6 protein-coding genes are annotated in these 20,537 nt (G+C 76.2%); 4 read left to right on the top strand and 2 right to left on the bottom strand.

Translation table 11 applies throughout. From position 1 onward, the window contains the following. The first annotated feature begins 847 nt into the window (after nucleotides 1–847). Nucleotides 848–2,182, top strand: a complete 1,335-nt coding sequence (locus tag ACIF6L_RS21260; protein ID WP_396486520.1) for a LuxR C-terminal-related transcriptional regulator — start codon at nucleotides 848–850, stop codon at nucleotides 2,180–2,182. A gap of 84 nt (nucleotides 2,183–2,266) precedes the next feature. Here ACIF6L_RS21260 and ACIF6L_RS21255 read toward each other — a convergent pair whose 3' ends face one another. Beyond that, complete coding sequence (locus ACIF6L_RS21255; RefSeq protein ID WP_396486519.1) at nucleotides 2,267–3,310, bottom strand: ketoacyl-ACP synthase III family protein; 1,044 nt, start codon at nucleotides 3,308–3,310, stop codon at nucleotides 2,267–2,269. A 245-nt stretch (nucleotides 3,311–3,555) separates the two neighbouring features. Here ACIF6L_RS21255 and ACIF6L_RS21250 point away from each other — a divergent pair, with 245 nt between their 5' ends. Beyond that, nucleotides 3,556–4,257, top strand: coding sequence for an SDR family oxidoreductase (locus ACIF6L_RS21250; RefSeq protein WP_329486226.1), 702 nt, complete (start codon nucleotides 3,556–3,558; stop codon nucleotides 4,255–4,257). Nucleotides 4,258–4,297: 40 nt separating this feature from the next. On the opposite strand, the gene ACIF6L_RS21245 is transcribed toward ACIF6L_RS21250, so the two are convergent. Then, nucleotides 4,298–4,867 carry a TetR/AcrR family transcriptional regulator gene (locus ACIF6L_RS21245; RefSeq protein ID WP_329486225.1) on the bottom strand — a complete coding sequence of 190 codons (570 nt, stop codon included), beginning with the start codon at nucleotides 4,865–4,867 and terminating at the stop codon, nucleotides 4,298–4,300. 111 nt (nucleotides 4,868–4,978) lie between these two features. Here ACIF6L_RS21245 and ACIF6L_RS21240 point away from each other — a divergent pair, with 111 nt between their 5' ends. Further along, nucleotides 4,979–5,962: a zinc-binding dehydrogenase gene (locus ACIF6L_RS21240; protein ID WP_329486224.1), complete on the top strand. Its 984-nt coding sequence runs from the start codon at nucleotides 4,979–4,981 to the stop codon at nucleotides 5,960–5,962. A gap of 317 nt (nucleotides 5,963–6,279) precedes the next feature. Further along, the gene (locus ACIF6L_RS21235; protein WP_396486518.1) at nucleotides 6,280–20,466 is read left to right on the top strand and encodes an SDR family NAD(P)-dependent oxidoreductase; all 14,187 of its coding nucleotides are present in this window, start codon (nucleotides 6,280–6,282) and stop codon (nucleotides 20,464–20,466) included. The last annotated feature ends 71 nt before the right edge of the window (nucleotides 20,467–20,537 follow it).

Here is a 20,537-nt window from a genome sequence, read left to right as displayed (position 1 = left end):
GCTACTTGGATTCAAACGGATCTTCGAATGCCATATTCCACGGTCGACAGCCGCGGCTCCGGCACGGGCGCGCGGCCGGTTCGGACACCACCGGCCCGCTTCGGGCCTGCCGGCGCGGGCGTGCGGCCGGGCTGCCGGGCCCTCGGACCAACGCGCCGGACCGTCCCGGAGTTTCCGTCCGAACGATCGGATCGCACCGGCTCCGGGGGAGGACCGCGCGGGGACGGCCGGAGGACGGCCGGAGGACGGCATCGGCCATGATGAGCGTCCGTAGAGGTAGACAGGTACCAGTGACGACGGGGGCCGCCACATGACCGAGACTTCACGACCGCCCGACACCGCGGAAGGCCGGCCGTTCGGCCGCCCGGGCGCGAACCCGCCGCCGTGGCCGCAGGCCTCGTGACCGCGCGCCGCCGCCCGGCCTGACCGGCCCGGTACCGCACGGCAGGCCCGCCCGGCACGTTCGGCCCGTTCGGCCCGGTGCCCGTGCGCCCGGCGTCCGTCGGCCGCTTCCGCCCGGTCCGTCCGCGGCAGTCCTTCCTTCCGCTCCCGGCCACCCGTGGCCCGGCCCGGCGGCCCGACGTCCGCGTCGCGGCACCCGAGGCGCCGTCCCGGGGCGTCCTGGGAGCGTCCTCCCTCGTCCCTTCACCCCGATCGGCGGGCCGACCGCCGGACGACCGCCGCTTCCGGACGCCTTCGCGCCGGACGGCGGGTCCGTGCCGCACCCCGCCCCCGCCCGTACGTCACCCATGTCTGCCCCTGCGCGCCGGGCCGAGCCTGTGCTCCGGCCGGCCCGCGCCATGACCGGACCATGCGGCCCGTGGTCCCGGAGGGATGCGAACCACCGATGAATCTTGTCGAACGACCCGAGACGGCCCCCGAGTTGCTCTGGCAGGCGAAGGACCTGCTGGCGGTGCTGGAGCGGCGGCGCGACGCGGGCGGCGGCGCCCGGGACGGCCAGCGGCACCTGGACGCGGCGGCCGACCGGCTGCTCGTCGCCTGTGAGTTCCCGAGCCTGCTGCGCGCGGTGGCCGCGGACGCGGAGCGCGTCCCGTCCGGCGGCCCGGCGGCCGGTGCGGGCGGGGAGGAGGACAGCGGCCCGGTCCGCCATCGGGCGGCCTGGGCCCTGGCGAGCCGGCTGCTCGGCGACCCGGGCCTGCCGGACCCGGCGGACGGCGCGGCCTCCGCGCTCTCCGCCTGCGCCTTCCGCGAGGACACCGCCTCGGCGGTGCTCGCGGCGGTCACGGCCCTGGTGCACAGCAACCGGCCGGAGGCGGCGATCTCCTGGTGCGACGCGGTGCTGCCGGACGCCGTCCGACTCGCCGCCGACACCTGGGCGCCCCGGCTGCTGGCGGCCCGCGCGGAGGCCTCGCTGCACCGGGGCGACATCCTGGTCGGGCTGGCCCGGGCGGAGGCCGTGCTGGACATGGTCCCGCCGCAGCGCCGGGGCGCCTGGATCGGCGGGCCGCTGGCCTGCCTGGTCGCCGGGTACACCGACCTCGCGGAGCCCGGCGCCGCGAAGGAGTGGGTGCGCCGCCCGGTGCCCGCGCCGATGTACGAGACCCGGCACTGCCTCGGCTACCTGTACGCCCGCGGGCACTTCCACCTCGCCGCCGGCGAGCACCGGTCCGCGCTGGCCGACTTCATGAGCTGCGGCCGGCTGCTGGCGTCCTGGGGGCTGGACCCGGACCTCTACGCCTGGCGGCTCGCGGCCGCCGCGGCCTACCTGGGCGTCGGCGACCACGACAACGCGCTCACCATGGTCGACTCCCAGCTGGACCGGGCGGTGCCGGCCGGCGACCGGTCCCGGGTGTTCGGCCGGGCGACGGCCCGCGGCCGGCGCCGGCAGGAGCTGCGCGAGGAGCTGTTCGCCACCCTCCAGGACACCTCGGGGCGGCCCGGGTTCCTCTCCTCGCTGCGGGCCCTGCAGTGGGGCGAGCTGCCCGGCGCCGCCCCGCACCGGGTCGCCCGCTACAAGGTGACGGACCGCTACGCGGGGTTCCTGGACCAGCTCAGCCCGTCGGAGCAGCGGGTGGCCCTGCTGGCCGCCCAGGGCGAGACCAACCAGCGGATCGCGCGCTCCCTGTCGATCACGGTCAGCACGGTGGAACAGCACCTGACCCGTACCTACCGCAAGCTGCGGGTGGCCGGCCGGAGCGAGCTGCGCAGGAAGCTGGGGTGAGCCGGATCGCGGCGGGGGCCCGTCGTTCGACCACCGCCTGCGGCAGTCGGACGACGGGCCCCCTGGCGTTCCCGGCGGGTGGCGTCAGGGCAGCGGGATCGGGGCCGCCGTGGCGGGCAGTTCGTCCAGGACCTGCACGATCGCGCAGGCGAACGCCATGCCGACACCCGTGCCCAGCAGCATGACGTGGTCGCCCGGGTGGACCTCCCGTCCGGCGAGCAGCTGGTAGAGGCCGCAGACCTGGTCGCTGGCGCCGGTGTGGCCGAGCCGGCGGCCGAACTCCCACATGCCGAGCCGCAGATCGCCGTCGAAGGGCTCCAGGATGTGCTCGACGATGCTCCTGCGCCCGGCGCTCTGGTGGGTCACCCGGCTGATGTCACCGGGCTTCAGACCGGCCTCGTCGAGCGTGCGGCGGATCAGCCCGGCCTCGGCCTGCCCGATGAGCCTCGCCATCTCGGCCTGGTCGCCCTGGAACGCCTCGACCCGCTCGCGCAGCCTGACCCGGTGTCCGATGGTGGCCCCGGGCGGGAAGAGCGCCTCCCCGCCGCGGTTCAGTTCCTCCAGGTCCGGCAGCGAGGAGGCGCAGACGTTCACCACCCGGGCGAAGCCCTGCCGGCGGGAGAGGACGAGGGCCGAGGCGGCGTCCCCGAACAGCGCCCACTTGGTGCCGCGCCAGCGGTCCATGAGCGGATGCGCCCAGTTGTCGGCGGCGGTGACGAGGGCGGCGCCGCGGTCCGGGGCGGCGGTGAGGTAGCAGCCGGCCAGTTCCAGGGCGGCGACCATGCCGCTGCAGCCCTGCCGGACCTCCAGCGCGGGGCCGTACCCGCCGATGGTGTGCCGCTGGACGTAGTGCGCCGGGGACCAGATGTCGGGGCCCTGGTGCCCGGCGCTGGCGTGCATCAGCACGGCGATGTCCGCCGCGTCGTGGTGGGACATCGCCAGCGCGTCCCGCCCGGCCCGGGCGGCCATGTCGGGTGCGGAGACGTCACCGGCGACGGCCACCGAGAGCCAGTCCGTCCCGGTCGACAGCTCCTCGTCGCAGAGCCCCCGGGCGGCCGCGTCGGCGACGGTGACGAAGTCCGGGACGACGGCGGCGATGCCGTCCAGATAAAGGTCGTCGAATATCACGGAAACCTGCTCCCGGCGGGCTCGGACGGGTGATTCGAGGAAATGCCGGGACTTCCGGAATAATCCTGCTCGGAAGGCGGCGGACAGTAGCATAACCGGGGTGTCGCGGTACTGGCAGCCCCTAAACAACCCCTACCGGGCCTATTTCCCGCGGAAAGGAACGGGAGCGGTGTGCAGAATAGCGATCGGCCGTGTTCGACGGAAATGGCCGCAGGGGTACCACCACCGCAGCCCGGGAGTCTGACGTGGAAGAGTCCGCAGTCGTCATAGTCGGGGCGAGCAGCGGCTTCGGCGCCGCGCTGGCCGAGGACCTCGCCGGCGCCGGCCGGACGGTGATCGCGGGCGCCCGCAGCGCCCGCCCGTCCGGTGGCGGCGTGCTGTACCGGCAGGTCGACGTGACCGACGAGGAGAGCGTCGCGGCGTTCTTCGCCCAGGTGGCGGAGGTCTCGCCGGCCCCGTACGGCCTGGTCTACAGCGCGGGCGACGCCTCGGCGGTCGGGTACGGCTGGGAGGTCGGCGCCGACGAGCTGAACCGGGTCTTCGACGCCACGTTCTTCGGTTTCGTCCGCTGTCTGCGCTACGCGGTGCCGCCGATGCGCGCGGCCGGGCGGGGCAGCGTGCTGGCCCTCGGCTCGCACAGCGCCCGGGTGCCGGTCGACATGCTCGGCGCGTACGCCTCGGCCAAGGCGGCGCTGGAGCACTACGTGCGCACGCTCGCCAAGGAGCTCACCGGGTCGGGCGTGCGGGCCAACGCGCTGGGCATCGTCGCGGAGACGGCGCTCTCCCGCGACTTCCTCACCCGCAAGGCGGACGCCCTGGGGCGCGAGACCCCGTACCCCGCGCTGCCGGCGGTGCGGGACAACCTGCCGCTCGCCCGTTTCCTGCTCTCCGCCGAGTCCTCGCACGTCTCCGGCCAGGTGGTGGACGCGTTCCCGCCGGCCTGGTGAGGCGGGCGGGCCCGCCGGCCCGGCGGGCCGGCCGGTGGGCTCAGCCGGGGGCGGTGAGCACCGAGTCGGTGAGCGCCAGCACCCCGGCGCGGACGGCGTCCATGGTCATCCCGGTGCCGACGAGCAGGTCGACGAACTCCGCGCGCGGCACGCCCAGGACGGCGTGGGCCATGAAGCCGGCGTCCACGCCCGGCCGCGCCTCGGCGATCGCCCGGGCGAGGGCGTCGTGCCAGAGCAGGTACCGGCCCACGTTGGCGTGCGAGCGGGAGGCGTTCTCCAGGGCGCGCAGCAGTGGGCCGCCGGGCACCACGACCTCGTCGAAGAGCTCGCCGACGAAGCGCAGCACGCGCTCCCGGGCGGGCACCTCCGGGTCGGCCAGCCGGTCGAGCGCGCCGTCCTGCCAGTCCTCCGTGAGCTGGTCGAACAGGGCGCCGATGAGGCCCTCGCGGTTCCCGAAGCGCCGGAACAGGGTGCCCTTGCCGACCCCGGCCGCCTCGGCGATCTCCTCCATCGAGACGTGCTCGACGCCGCCGTCCCGGAACAGCTGCTGGGCCGTGGCCAGGATCTTGCGCCGGTTGTGCGCGGCGTCCGCGCGCTCCCTGACGGCCACATGAGCTCCCTTGACATCCAGCGGTGATCCGGGGCTACGCTATCGCAACCAAGCGGACCGCCGGTCCGCTTATGGTGAAGTTCACGGCAGCTGAGTCAAGGAGACGCACCCATGCGTTCTGTTCGGTTCCACGAGTACGGTTCGCCCGAGGTCCTCAAGGTCGACGAGGTCCCGGACCCGGAGCCGGGCGAGGGCCAGCTGCTGGTCCGGGTGAGCGCGGCCGGGATCAGCTACGCCGAGACCCAGATCCGGTCCGGCCTGATGCAGCAGTTCGCCTGGTTCCCGGACCCGCCGCTGCCGTACGCCCCCGGCTTCGAGGTCGCGGGCACGGTCGTGCGGGTCGGCGCCGGTGTCGGTGACGAGTGGGTCGGCCGGAAGGTCGTCGGCGCCGCCCCGACCGCCGGTGGCTACTCCGAGCTGGCCGTCCTGCCCGCCGGCGCCGTCCAGGCGATCCCCGACGGGCTGGGGGAGCACGAGGCGCTGGCGCTCTTCGGCCAGGGCGTGGTCGCCGTCGGCGTGGCCGAGGTCGCCGCGATCCAGCCCAAGGACGTCGTGCTGGTCCAGTCCGCCGCCGGCGGTGTCGGCAGCCTGCTGGTCCAGCTGGCCAAGAACGCCGGCGCCGAGGTGATCGCGCTGGCCCGCGGCGAGAAGAAGCTCACCCTGGCCCGGGAGCTCGGGGCGGACCACGTCCTCGACTACACCGAGGAGGGCTGGGAGCAGCGCGTCCGCGACCTCGCCCCCGGCGGCGTCCAGGTCGCCTTCGACGGCGTCGGCGGCGAGATCTCCAAGGCCTCGTTCGACCTGCTGGCGATGGGCTTCGGCCGGCTGGTCGTCTACGGCACCGCCGGCGGCACCGCCCCGCAGTTCGACCCCGAGATGCTGTACGTCCGCGGCGTCTCGGTCTCCGGCTTCGGCCCGCGGGTCTTCCTGCAGCCCGAGTACGGGGCCCGGCTGCGCCAGACGGCCTTCGACCTCGCCGCGGCCGGCTCGCTGAAGCCGGTCGTCGGCCAGGTGTTCCCGCTGGCCGAGGCCGCCGCCGCGCACCGCGCGTTCGAGGAGCGCACCACCCTCGGCAAGGCCGTCCTGGTCCCGTAGTCCCCCCGGTGCGGTGGTCACGGCGGCGGCCGTGACCACCGCACCGGTCACCCCTACGACGCATGCGCCCGGTCCGTTCCACGGACCGGGCGCATGCGTCGTTCCCGGCCCTTCGCCGGCGTCCTTTCCGCAGGTCGGAGCGGAACTCCCGGCGCCCCCCGGAGATATTCGAAAAGGGGTAAGGGGGACCCCTCCGGTAGGGGTTTGACAGGGGAGTGCCCGAACGGTTCTCACGCCTAGCATCGGTATCTGATCGTCTGTGCGGCCATTGTCCCGAACATATCGACGGTGGGAGAACCGGAAGCATGAGTGGCTCCGTGGGTGAGATCGAAGCGACGGACGGCGCGATAGCCGTCATCGGCATGTCCTGCCGCTTCCGCGGTGCGCAGGGCGGCGAGGAGTTCTGGCAGCTGCTGAGCACCGGCACCGACACGGTCGCCGCCGCCCCCGCCGGGCGCCCCGGCCGGGCCCGGGGCAGCTACCTCGACGGCGTCGACCGCTTCGACGCCGCGTTCTTCGGCATGACCCCGTCGGAGGCCGACGCCACCGACCCGCAGCAGCGGCTGGTGCTCGAAGTCGGCTGGGAGGCCCTGGAGAACGCCGGGATCCGCCCCGCCGACGCCGGCCGCCTCGGCGTCTTCGTCGGTGCGATCTGGGACGAGTACGGCGAGTTGAGCCGCCGGGCCGGCCCCGACACCTTCGGCCGGCACACCGCCACCGGGGTGCACCGCAGCGTCATCGCCAACCGGCTCTCCCACGTCCTCGGCGCGGGCGGCCCCAGCCTGGTCGTCGACACCGGACAGTCCTCCTCCCTGGTCGCCGTGCACCTGGCCTGCGAGAGCCTGCGCCGCGGCGAGTCCGAACTGGCCGTCGCCGCCGGCGTCAACCTGCTGCTCGGTCCCGACAACGAGGCGCTGCTCGCCGCCTGGGGCGGTCTGTCGCCCGACGGCGTCTGCCGCACGTTCGACGCCCGCGCCAACGGGTTCGTGCGCGGCGAGGGCGCCGCCGCTGTCCTGCTCAAGCCGCTGGCTGCGGCGATCGCCGACGGCGACACCGTGCTGGCCACCATCCTCGGCAGTGCCGTCAACCACGGCGGCGAGGAGAGCCTCGCCACCCCGAGCGTCGACGCCCAGCGCGCCGTGCTCGCCGCGGCGCACCGGGCCGCCGGGGTCACCCCCGCCGACCTCCAGTACGTCGAACTGCACGGCACCGGGACCCCGGTGGGCGACCCGGTCGAGGCGGCCGCGCTCGGCGCCGAACTCGCCGCCCCGCGCGCCGCCGAGGCTCCGCTGCTGGTCGGCTCCGTCAAGACCAACATCGGGCACCTCGAAGGCGCCGCCGGGATCGCCGGCCTGGTCAAGGCGGTGCTCGCGGTCCACCACCGCGCCATCCCGGCCACCCTGCACCACGAGACCCCGCACCCCGGCATCCCGCTCACCGAACTCCACCTGGAGGTCGCGCGCGAGCTGCGTCCGTGGCCCCGCCCCGACCGGCCGCTGGTGGCCGGGGTCAGCTCGTTCGGGATGGGCGGCACCAACTGCCACCTGGTCCTGACCGAGGCCCCGGCCCGGCCCGAGCGCCCCGCCGCCACCCCGATGCCGGCCGTGCCGTGGGTGGTGAGCGGCCACACCCCGGCGGCGCTGCGCGCCCAGGCGGGGAAGCTCACCGCACTGGCCGCCGCGGACCCGGTGGACGTCGGCCACTCGCTGGCCACCACCCGCTCGGTGTTCTCCCACCGCGCCGTGGTGGTCGGCGCCGGCCCGGCCGACCTGCTCGCCGGTCTGGACGGCCTCGCCGGGACCGGCGCGGTGGCGGACGAGCCGAGGCTCGCCCTGGTCTTCACCGGCCAGGGCGCCCAGCGCATCGGCATGGGGCGCGAACTCCGCGCCGCCTACCCGGAGTTCGCCCGGTCCTTCGAGGAGGTCTGCGCCCGGCTGGACGCCCTGCTCGGCGGCTCGCTGGCGGAGACGATCGACACCGGCGAGGGCCTCGACCGCACCGGCCGGACCCAGCCCGCGCTGTTCGCCGTCGAGGTCGCGCTGGCCGCGCTGCTGGACTCCTGGGGCGTCCGGCCGGACGTCGTCGTCGGCCACTCCGTCGGTGAGATCGCGGCCGCCCACGTGGCCGGGGTGCTCGACCTGTCCGACGCCTGCGCCCTGGTGGCGGCCCGCGCCACGCTGATGCAGGCGCTGCCCGCCGAGGGCGCGGCCATGGTCGCCGTCGAGGCCGCCGAGGACGAGGTCCGTGCCCTGCTCGGCGACCGGACCGGCGCCGCCGACATCGCCGCCGTCAACGGCCCGGAATCGGTCGTGCTGTCCGGCGTCGACACCGTGGTGGCCGAGGTGGCGGAGCAACTGCGCGCCCGGGGGCGGCGGGTCAGGCGGCTCGCCGTCAGCCACGCCTTCCACTCGCCCCTGATGGACCCGATGCTCCCGGACTTCCGCCAGGTGGTGGCCGGGCTCACCTTCCGCCCGCCGCGCGTCCCGATGGTCTCCACCGTCACCGGCGCCCCGCTCACGGCGGCCGAGGCGGCCTCGCCGGACCACTGGGTCCGCAACGTGCGGCAGCCGGTGCGGTTCGCGGACGCGGTCCGCGGCTGCGCCGCCACCGCCTTCCTGGAGATCGGCCCCGACGCCGCGCTCACCGGCGCGATCGGCGACACCCGGCCCGAGGCCCTCGCCCTGCCCGCGCTCCGGAGCGGCCAGGCCGAACCGCCGCGGCTGCTGAACTCCCTCGGCCGGCTCTTCGAGCACGGCATCGGCGTCGACTGGCCGCGCCTGTTCGAGGGCACCGGCGCCCGCCGGATCACCCTGCCCGGCTACGCCTTCCAGCGGGACCGGCACTGGCTCGGCATCCCGCGCGGCGACGACCCGGTGCACGAGCCCTCCCGCGCCGAAGCGCTGCGACAGCGGCTGGCCGACGCGCCCGACCCCGACGCCGCCACCACCGACCTGGTCACCCGCGCCCTCGCCCGGGTCCTCGGCACCGACGCGGCCGGTGTCGACGTCGACAGCGCCTTCCGCGACCTCGGCCTCACCTCGGTGACCTCGGTCGAACTGCGCGACGCCCTGGTCGCCGAGACCGGACTCCCGCTGCGCACGGGCCTGGTGTTCGACCACCCCACCCCGCGCCGGCTGGCCGCGCACGTGCACCGCTCGCTGTTCGACGCCGCCCCCGACCCGGTGGCCCCGGTCACCGTCCGGCCGGTGGCGGCGGACGACCCGGTGGTGATCGTCGGCATCGGCTGCCGCTTCCCCGGCGGAGTCTCCTCCCCGGCCGACCTCTGGGACGTGGTCGCCGGCGAGCGCGACGTCATCAGCGGCTCCCCGGCCGACCGGGGCTGGGCGCCCGGACCGGTCCGGCACGGCGGATTCCTGGACGGCGCCGCCGACTTCGACGCGGACTTCTTCGGCATCTCGCCGCGGGAGGCGCTGGCCATGGACCCGCAGCAGCGGCTGCTGTTGGAGACGGCGTGGGAGGCCTTCGAGCACGCCGGCATCGACCCGCACACCCTGCGCGGCAGCGCGACCGCCGTCTACGTCGGCGCCAGTGCCGAGGAGTACGGACCCCGGCGGCACGCGGCCCCCGAGCACCTGAACGGCTTCCTGCTGACCGGTGGTTCGCCGAGCGTCATGTCCGGCCGGATCGCGTACGCCTTCGGCTTCACCGGTCCGGCGCTGACCGTGGACACCGCCTGTTCCTCGTCACTGGTGGCGCTGCACCTGGCGGCGCAGGCCTTGCGCGGTGGTGAGTGTGCGTTGGGTGTGGTGGGCGGGGTGACGGTGATGTCGTCGCCGGGGACGTTCGTGGAGTTCTCGCGGCAGCGGGGGTTGGCGGCGGACGGTCGGTGCAAGTCGTTCTCGGCGGACGCGGACGGGACGGGTTGGTCGGAGGGTGTGGGGGTGCTGCTCGTGGAGCGGCTCTCGGATGCCCGTCGGTTGGGTCACCGGGTGTTGGCGGTGGTGCGGGGCAGTGCGGTGAATCAGGACGGTGCGTCGAACGGTCTGACGGCGCCGAACGGTCCTTCGCAGGAGCGGGTGATCCGGCAGGCGTTGGCGAGTGCGGGGTTGTCGGCTGCGGATGTGGACGCGGTGGAGGCGCACGGGACGGGGACGCGGTTGGGTGACCCGATCGAGGCGGAGGCGTTGCTGGCGACGTACGGGCGCGGGCGGGACGCGGACCGGCCGCTGTATCTGGGGTCGGTGAAGTCGAACATCGGGCATACGCAGGCGGCCGCGGGTGTGGCCGGTGTGATCAAGATGGTGATGGCGCTGCGCAGCGGTCTGCTGCCGCGTTCCCTGCACCTGGACACCCCGACACCCCACGTCGACTGGTCGGCCGGGGCGGTGGAGTTGCTGGGCGAGGCCCGGGAGTGGTCCGCGGGTGACCGTCCGCGTCGCGCCGGGGTCTCCTCGTTCGGGATCAGTGGCACGAACGCGCATGTGATCCTCGAAGAGGGGGATCCGGCGGCGGTCGCGGTGGGCGGTGACCGGGCGGCGATGCCGGTGGTGCCGTGGGTGGTGTCGGCGCGGTCGGCGGAGGCACTGGGCGGGCAGCTGGCCCGGGTGGCGGAGCTGGCTTCCTCGGGCGATGTCGACCCGGTGGATGTCGGGTGGTCGTTGGCGACGTCGCGGGCGGTGCTGGAGCACCGGGCGGTGCTGCTGGGCGCCGATGTCGTCACCGCCGGAGCGGGTGCGGTGCGGACCGGTGTGGGGTTCCTGTTCGCGGGCCAGGGTGGTCAGCGGGCGGGCATGGGGCGGGAGTTGTACGAGGCGTTCCCGGTGTTCCGGGCGGCGTTCGACGAGGTCTGTGCGGTGCTCGACGCGCCGGTGGCCGAGGTCGTCGCCTCGGGTGAGGGGCTGGGTCGTACCGGGTTGGCGCAGCCGGCGCTGTTCGCGCTGGAGGTGGCGCTGTTCCGGCTGCTGGCCTCCTGGGGTGTGGCTCCGCGTGTGCTGGTGGGGCATTCGGTGGGTGAGATCGCGGCGGCGCATGTGGCCGGGGTTCTGGATCTGGTGGACGCGTGTGCGTTGGTGTCGGCGCGGGCCCGGTTGATGGACGCGCTGCCCGCCGGTGGGGCGATGGTCGCGGTGGAGGCGGCCGAGGAGGAGGTCCTCGCGCTGCTCGCCGGGCTCGCGCAGGTGGGTGTCGCGGCGGTCAACTCGCCGACTTCGGTGGTGGTTTCGGGGGCGGAGGACGCGGTTCGTGCGGTTGTCGAGGCGCTGCCGGGCCGCCGCACCAAGCGGCTGGAGGTGAGTCACGCGTTTCACTCCCCGCTGATGGCCCCGATGCTGGAGGACTTCCGTGCGGTGGTGGCGGGTCTGGCCTTCCACCCGCCGCGCGTTGCGGCGGTCTCGACCGTCACCGGCCTGCCGGTCGACGGTGAGTGGTGCGACCCGGCCTACTGGGTGGAGCACGTGTCCCGCACGGTCCGCTTCGCGGACGCGGTCGAGGCGGCGGGTGTGGGCGCCTGGGTCGAACTCGGCCCGGACGGTGTGCTCTCCGCCCTCGTCGAGGCTGCCGCGCCCGCGCTGCGCGGGGACCGGCCGGAGGCCCGCCAGGTGGTGACGGCGCTCGCGCATGCCTTCGTCCACGGTGCCGATGTCGACTGGCCGGTGCTGTTCGCGGGGCATGACCCGCGTCTGGTCGAGCTGCCGACGTACGCCTTCCAGCGCGAGCGCTACTGGCTGGAGCCCGTCGCGGGTGACGTCGCCTCCGCCGGACTCACCGATGCCGCCCACCCGCTGCTCGCCGCCGTGGTCGAACTCCCGGACGGCGGGACGGTGCTGACCGGGCGGATCTCCCTCGCCACCCACCCCTGGCTGGCCGACCACGTGGTGCCCGGAGGACTGCTGCTCCCCGGGGCGGCCTTCGTCGAGCTGGCCGTCGCGGCCGGTGACCGCGTCGGCGCGCCCCGGATCGAGGACCTGACGGTGACCGCGCCGCTGCCCCTCGCCGAGCACGGCGTCGCTCTGATCCGGGTGACCGTGTCGGCCGAGGACGCCGCCGGGCGCCGGGACATCGCCGTCGACTCGCGGGCCGACGCCGAGGACGAGTGGACGCGCAACGCGAGCGGTCTGCTCGGCCGGGCCGTCGCCGAGCCGTCGGCCGCCGGGGCGTGGCCGCCGCCGGAGGCGGTCGAGGTCGACGCGACGGACGTCTACCGGCGGCTGGCCGAGCACGGCTACGCCTACGGACCGGCCTTCCGAGGGCTGCGGCGGCTCTGGCGGGCCGGTGCGGACCTCTGCGCCGAGGTCGAGCGGGCCGCGCCCGCCGAGGAGGCCTTCGTCGTCCACCCCGCGCTGCTCGACGCCGCCCTGCACCCGTGGCTGCCGGGCGCCACCACCGGGGACGGCCCGCGCCTGCTGCCGTTCGCCTGGCAGGGCGTGGAGGTCCACGCGACCGGCACCGGCCGGCTGCGGGTCCGGATCACCCCGGTGGGGCCCGACGCGGTGGCCCTGCACCTCGCCGACGCGGCCGGCCGGCCGGTGCTGACCGTCGACTCGCTCACCTGGCGCGAGGCACGCGGCCCCGCCGACGCCGCCGCCAGGCACCTCTTCCAGGTGGACTGGACCCCGGTCGGGACGGCCGGGGCCGAGGCCGCTGACCAGGTCGAGCTGGCCTGGGACGCCGATCCGGCCGCGCTGTCCGGTCCGGTGCCGGCGCTCGTCACGGTGTCGGTGCCCGCCGGTGGCGCGGACGTCGTCGCCTCGGCCCACGAGCTGACCCGGGGGGCGCTCCGACTGGTCCAGGGCTGGCTGGCGCAGGAGCGGTTCGCCGATGCCTGCCTGGCCTTCGTGCTCGACGAGACCGATGTGGCCGCGGCGGGCGTGCGCGGGCTGCTCCGGTCGGCGAGCACCGAGCACCCGGGGCGGTTCAGGATCGTCGCGGTGACCGGCCGGCCCGGCCCGGCGGCGCTGCCGCTGCCCGACGTGGCCGAGCCGGAACTGGCGCTGCGCGACGGCGTCGTCCTGGCGCCGCGGCTCGCCCGGCTGGCGCCCGCGGCGGACGCGCCGGAGCTCCGGTTCGACCCGGAGGGGACGCTGCTGCTCACCGGCGGCACCGGCGAGCTGGGCGCTTCGCTGGCCCGGCACCTGGTCCGCGTCCACGACGTCCGGCGGCTGCTGGTCCTGAGCCGCAGCGGCCCGGCGGCCCCGTCGGCGGCCCTGCTGCGGGACGAACTCGCCGAGCTGGGGGCCGAGGTGACCGTCGCCGCCTGCGACGCCGCCGACCGGGCGGCCCTGGACGCCGTGCTGCGCGACGTCCCGGCCGCGCATCCGGTACGGGCGGTGGTGCACGCCGCCGGTGTGCTGGACGACGGCATCGTCACCGCCCTGACCGCGGAGCGGGTGGACGCCGTCCTCCGGCCCAAGGTCGACGCCGCGTGGGCGCTGCACGAGGCGACCCGGGAGCTGGACCTCACCGCCTTCGTGCTCTACTCCTCGGTCTCGGCCCAGATCGGCGCGGCCGGCCAGGCCAACTACTCGGCCGCCAACGCCTTCCTCGACGCGCTGGCCGAGCACCGCGTCCGGCACGGCCTGCCGGCCACCTCCCTGGCCTGGGGCCTGTGGGCCCAGGCCGGCGGCATGGCCGAGAGCCTGACGGACACCGACATGGCGCGGATGGCCCGGACGGGCGTGCTCCCGCTGCCGCACGACACGGGGGTGCGGCTGTTCGACCTGGCGGTGCGGCAGAACCGCGCGCTGGTGGTGCCGATGCGCTTCGACTCCGCCGCCGTCCCGGGCGGCCCGGTGCCGCCACTGCTGCGCGGCCTGCTCCGCGCCGGAACCCCGGCGCGGCGCGGCGCCGCCGCCGGCCCGCTCGCCGGTGCGGCGGCGCTGCCGGTCGCCGACCGGGCGGCCGCCGTGACCGGGCTGGTGCGGGACACCACGGCCGCCGTGCTCGGCCACGCCGACGCCGACGCCCTCGACCTGGACCGGACCTTCCAGAGCCTCGGGCTGGACTCGCTGACCGCCGTCGAGCTCCGCAACGGCCTGGCCGCGGCGCTCGGCTCGCGGGTGCCGACCACGCTGGTCTTCGACTACCCGACGCCCCGGGCGGTGGTCGCCCACCTGCTGGCCGAGCTGACCGGCGAGCCCGCGGCCGAGGAGGCGCCGGGCCGGCCGGACCGGGCCACGGCCGACGAGCCGATCGCCATCGTCGCGATGGCCTGCCGCTACCCCGGTGAGGTGGACTCCCCGGAGGCCCTGTGGCGGGTCGTCGCCGAGGAGCGCGACGTGGTGTCCGGCTTCCCGCAGGACCGGGGCTGGCCGGCGGACCTGTACGACCCGGACCCCGAGCGGCCCGGCCACACCTACGCGACCGGCGGCGGCTTCCTGCACGGCGCCGCCGACTTCGACGCCGCGTTCTTCGACATCTCGCCGCGCGAGGCCCTGGGCATGGACCCGCAGCAGCGCCTGCTGCTGGAGACGGCCTGGGAGTCGCTGGAGCGTGCCGGGATCGACCCGGCCACCCTGCGCGGCAGCCGGACCGGCGTGTTCGCCGGGCAGATGTACCACGACTACGCGCCCAGCGTGGACCGGATGCCGGAGGACCTCGAAGGCATCCTGCTGACCGGCAACACCGGCAGCGTGCTGTCCGGCCGGCTCTCCTACGCCTTCGGTCTGACCGGCCCGGCGATCACGGTGGACACCGCCTGCTCCTCGTCCCTGGTGGCGGTGCACCTCGCCGCGCAGGCGCTGCGGGCGGGGGAGTGCACGATGGCCCTGGCCGGCGGCGTCACCGTGATGTCGACGCCCGGCACCTTCGTCGAGTTCGCCCGCCAGCGCGGCCTGGCCCCCGACGGCCGGTCCAAGCCGTTCTCGGCCGCGGCCGACGGCGTCGGCTGGTCCGAGGGCGTCGGGGTGCTCGTCCTGGAGCGGCTGTCGGACGCCCGGCGCAACGGGCACCAGGTGCTCGCGGTGGTGCGCGGCTCGGCGGTCAACCAGGACGGCGCGTCCAACGGCCTGACCGCGCCGAACGGCCCGTCGCAGCAGCGGGTGATCCGGCAGGCACTGGCGAACGCCGGGCTGACCCCGGCCGACGTGGACGTGGTCGAGGCGCACGGCACCGGCACCCGGCTCGGCGACCCGATCGAGGCGGAGGCCCTGCTGGCCACCTACGGCCGGGGCCGGGACGCGGACCGGCCGCTCTACCTCGGCTCGGTGAAGTCCAACCTCGGGCACACCCAGGCCGCCGCCGGCGTCGCGGGCATCATCAAGCTGGTCATGGCGCTGCGGCACGAGGTGCTGCCCCGGAGCCTGTACGCCGACGAGCCGTCCCCGCACGTGGACTGGACGGCGGGCGGGGTGGAGCTGCTCGCGGGCAGCCGGCCCTGGCCGGCCGGCGGCGCGGCCCGGCGCGGCGCGGTCTCGTCCTTCGGCATCAGCGGCACCAACGCCCACGTGATCATCGAGCAGCCGCCCGCCGCGGTGCCCGCCGTCCCCGTCGCCCCCGCCGCCCCGGCCGCCGTCCGGGCCCCGGGCGTCGTGCCGTGGGTGCTCTCGGCCCGGAGCCTGCCGGCCCTGCGGGCCCAGGCAGGCCTGCTCGCCGACCGACCGGCGGACGACCCGGCGCAGGTCGCCGCGGCCCTGCTCGCCACCCGGTCGGAGTTCGAGCACCGCGCCGTGGTGCTCGGCGACGGCGCCGAGGACCTGCGGGCGGCCCTGCGGGCCGTGGCCGCCGGGGAGCCGCACGCCCGGGCGGTGCTCGGCGAACGGACCGAGGAACCCGGCGACGTGGTGTTCGTCTTCCCCGGCCAGGGCTCCCAGTGGATCGGAATGGCCCGTGAACTGGTCGCCACCGCACCGGTGTTCGAGCAGGCCCTGCGAGCGTGCGACCGGGCGATCGGCGAGCTCACCGGCTGGTCGGTGCTGGCGGTCGTGACGGGCGCCGAGGACGCGCCCTCGCTGGACCGGGTCGACGTGGTGCAGCCCGCGCTGTTCGCGGTGATGGTGTCGCTGGCGGAGCTCTGGCGCTCGCTGGGCGTCCACCCCGCCGCCGTCGTCGGGCACTCCCAGGGCGAGATCGCGGCCGCCCACGTGGCGGGCGGCCTCTCGCTCGCGGACGCCGCCCGGATCGTGGTGCTGCGCAGCCGGGCCCTGACCGAACTGGCCGGCTCGGGCGGCATGCTGTCCGTCCCGCTGCCCGAGGCCGAGGTGACGGCCGCCCTGGCCGGCCGGGACGGCCGGCTCTCGGTCGCCGCGGTGAACGGACCGCGCGCGACCGTGGTGTCCGGCTGGGTCGACGCGCTGGACGCCTTCGAGGCCGAGCTGCTCGCGGCGGACGTCCAGGTGCGGCGGATCCCCGTCGACTACGGGTCGCACTCCGTCCAGGTCGAGCCGCTCCGGGAGCGGCTGCTCGCCGAACTCGGCCCGGTCGCCCCGGTCTCCGGCACCGTGCCGATGTGGTCCACCGTCACCGGCGGACGGCTCGACACGGCGGAGATGGGCGCCGCCTACTGGTACGAGAACCTCCGCCGCACCGTCCGCCTCGACGAGGTGGTCGGCGAGCTGCTGGCCACCGGGCACGGCGTGTTCGTGGAGTGCAGCCCGCACCCGGTGCTCACCGTCGGGATCCGCGACCGGGCCGAGAGCGGCGACCGGCCCGCGGTCGCGGTCACCGGATCGCTCCGGCGCGACCGGGGCGGCCTCGACCAGTTCCTGGGCAGCGCCGCCGAACTGTACGTGCGCGGGGTCCCGGTGGACTGGACGCGCCCGCTCGGCGCCGTCCCCGGCCGGCCGGTCGACCTGCCCACCTACCCGTTCCAGCGCGAGCGGTTCTGGCTCGGCCCCGTCACCGCCGCCACCGACGTCACCGCCGCCGGGCTGGCCGGCACCGGCCACCCGCTGGTCGGGACGGCCGTCGACCTGCCGGACGGCGGGCTGGTCCTGACCGGGCGGCTCGCCCTGGACACCCGGCCGTGGCTGGCCGACCACACCGTGTTCGACCGCGTCCTGGTACCCGGGACGGCCTTCGCCGACCTGCTGACCGCGATCGGCGACCGGGTCGGCGCACCCTGCCTGGAGGAGGTGACCATCACCGCCCCGCTGGTCGTGCCGGAGCGCGGCGGCGTCCTGGTCCGGGCCGTGGTGTCACCGGCCGACGAGGAGGGCCGCCGCCGGGTGAGCGTCCACTCCCGCACCGGGACGGACGAGGCCGCGCCGCCGTGGACCGACCACGTCGAGGCCGTACTCGGCTCGATCGGCGGCGCCCCGGTCGAGCTGCGCGCCTGGCCGCCCGCCGGCGCCGCCGAGGTGGACCTCGACGGGGCGTACGAGCGGCTCGCCGCCGACGGCTACCGGTACGGACCGGGCTTCCGCGGGCTGCGCCGGCTCTGGCGGCTGGGCGAGGACCTCTACGCCGAGGCCGTGCTGGAGGGCGAGCAGCCCGACGGCCACCTCGTGCACCCGGGCCTGTTCGACAGCGCGCTGCACCCCCTGCTGCTCGTCGACGACCGGGAGGGCGGACTGCCGTTCGCCTGGCAGGGCGTGCGGGTGCACGCCTCCGGCGCCACCCGGGTCCGTGCCCGGATCAGCCCGGTCGGCGCCGACGCGGTGTCGGTGGCGCTCGCCGACGGCACCGGCGCGCCGGTGCTGACCGTCGACTCGCTGGTCCTGCGGCCCGCCGCCCGCGCGGCGTTCGCCGCCGGGGCGGGGACGCCCGACGCGCTGCACCTGGTCGACCTGGTGCCGCTGCGGCCCGCGCCGGCGGACCCCGACACCACCGGCTGGGCCGTGCTCGGTGAGCTGCCCGACTGGTGGCCCGCCGAGCTGGGCCGGCCGGCCTCCTTCCCCGACCCGGCGGCCCTGGCCGCGTCGGCCGGCCCCCGCCCGGCCGTCGTCCTGGCGCCCGCGGACCTGCCGGCGGACCGGGCCGACGCGGGAGCGAGTGTCGCCGACGCCGCCCGCCGGGCCGTGCACCGGACGCTCGACCTGGTCCGGTCCTGGCTGGCGGACGAGCGGCTGGAGGGCACCGAACTCGTCGTGCTGACGGTCGACTCCCTCGCCGGCGACCCGGTCCAGGCCGGTGTCCGCGGCCTGCTGGCGACCGCCCAGACCGAGAACCCCGGGCGGTTCCGGCTGGTCGACCTCGACGGCGAGGCCGCCGCCCGGTCGCTGCCCGCCGCGCTGGCCACGGACGAGCCCCAGCTCGTGCTGCGCGGCGCCGAGTGCTTCGTCCCCCGGCTCGTCCCGGCGGCGAGCCGGCCGGCCCTCCCGGTGCCGGACTCCGCCGCCTGGCGGCTGGAGATCCCCGAGGTCGGCACGCTGGACAGCCTGGCGCTGGTGCCCGCCGACACCGCCGACCGGCCGCTGGAGCCGGGCCAGGTCCGGGTCGCCGTCCGGGCGGCCGGGCTGAACTTCCGGGACGTCCTGATGGCGCTCGGGATGTACCCGGGCGAGGTCGTCCTCGGCAGTGAAGGGGCCGGCATCGTCACCGAAGTGGCCCCGGACGTCACCGAGTTCGCTCCCGGGGACCGGGTGGTGGGGATGTTCTTCCACGCCTTCGGCCCGGTGGCCGTCGCCGACCGGCGCATGATCGCCCCGATGCCGGAGGGCTGGTCCTTCGCGGAGGCCGCGTCCGTCCCGGTCGTCCACCTCACCGCCTACTACGGCCTGGTGGACCTCGCCGGGCTGCGGGCCGGGGAGCGGGTGCTGATCCACGCGGCCACCGGCGGCGTCGGCATGGCCGCCGTCCAACTGGCCCGCCACCTCGGGGCGGAGGTCTACGGCACCACGAGCCCCGCCAAGCAGGGGGTGCTCCGTGACCTCGGCGTCGACGAGGCGCACCGCGCCTCCTCGCGGTCCCTCGACTTCGAGGAGCGCGTCCGCACCGCGACCGGCGGCCGGGGCGTCCACGTGGTGCTCAACTCGCTGGCCCGCGAGTACGTCGACGCGTCGCTGCGGCTGACGGTGCCGGGCGGCCGGTTCGTGGAGATGGGCAAGACCGACATCCGGGCCGCGGCCGACGTCGCACGCGACCACGAGGGCGTCACCTACCGCGCCTACGACCTCGTCGACGCCGGACCGGAGCGGATCGGGGTGATGCTGCGCGAGATCCTGGACCTCTTCCGGGCCGGCGCGCTGACCCTCTCACCGGTCCGGGCCTGGGACGTGCGCCGGGCCAGGGACGCCTTCCGGCACCTGCGCGAGGCCCGGCACGTGGGCAAGAACGTCCTGACCGTGGCGCCCGCGCTCGACCCCGACGGCACCGTCCTGATCACCGGCGCCACCGGGCTGCTCGGGGGGATGATCGCCCGCCACCTGGTGCACGCCCACGGTGTCCGGCACCTGCTGCTGGCGAGCCGCAGCGGCGCGGCCGCCGAGGGGGCCGGCCCGCTGGCCGCCGAACTCCGCGCGGCCGGTGCCCGGGTGACCCTCGCCGCCTGCGACACCGCCGACCGCGCGGCACTGGCCGGCCTGCTGGCCGACATCCCGGAGAAGCACCCGCTGACCGGCGTCGTCCACGCGGCCGGTGTCCTCGACGACGGGGTGCTCACCTCGCTCGACGCGGCCCAGGTCGACCGCGTCCTGCGGCCGAAGCTGGACGCCGCCTGGCACCTGCACGACCTCACCCGCGACCTCGACCTGGCCGCGTTCGTCCTCTACTCCTCCATCGCCGGCGTCAACGGCGCCGCCGGCCAGGCCAACTACGCCGCCGCCAACACCTTCCTCGACACCCTCGCCGCGCACCGCGCCGCGAGCGGCCGGGCCGGGCTCTCGCTCGCCTGGGGTCTGTGGGAGCAGGCCAGCGGAATGACCGGGCACCTCGCCGAGGCCGACCGCGCCCGGATGGCCCGCGGCGGGCTGGTGCCGATGACGGCGGAGGAGGGGCTGGCCCTCTTCGACGCCGCGCTCGCCGCCGGCGAGCCCGTGGTCGTCCCGGCCCGGCTCGACACCCGCACCCTGCGCGCCGACCCCGACGGCGTGCCCGCGCCGCTGCGCGACCTGGTGCGGACCGCGGTGGTCCGGCGCACCGCCGCGGCGGGCGGCGACGGATCGCAGTCCCTCGCCGAGCGCCTGGCCCGGCTGTCCGGGGCGGACCGGCGCAGCACGCTGCTCGACCTGGTCACCGCGCAGGTCGCCGCCGTCCTCGGGCACTCAGACCCGGCCCAGGTACGGGACGCCCGCGCCTTCAAGGAACTCGGCGTGGACTCGCTCACCGCGGTCGAACTGCGCAACCGGCTGGCCGCCCTGAGCGGCCTGCGGATGCCGGTGACCCTGGTCTTCGACCACCCCAGCCCGGCCCGGGTCACCGACCACATCCTCGGCGCGCTCGCGCTCCCCGAGGACGACGAGGACCCGGTGATGGCCGGCCTCCGGGCGGTCGGCGACTCCCTGGCGGGCGCCCTCACCGACGAGGAGTCGCGCCGCCGCGTCACCGCCCGTCTGCGGGAACTGCTGGACGCCTGCGCGGCGCCCGCCGCGGACGGCGCGGGGGACGACGACGACCTCGACGCGGCCACCGACGACGAGCTGTTCGCCCTGGTCGACCAGGACCGGCCCTAGGGCTTGTCGGACAAGGAGGGGTGTGCTTCCGCCGCCCACTGTTCCACCGCCCGATGCTCCACACCGCCTGT

This window comes from Kitasatospora sp. NPDC086009 (assembly GCF_044540385.1).
Classification (GTDB): domain Bacteria; phylum Actinomycetota; class Actinomycetes; order Streptomycetales; family Streptomycetaceae; genus Kitasatospora.
Note: the sequence above shows the minus strand (reverse complement) of the source record. Positions and strands in the feature narration are given on the sequence as shown.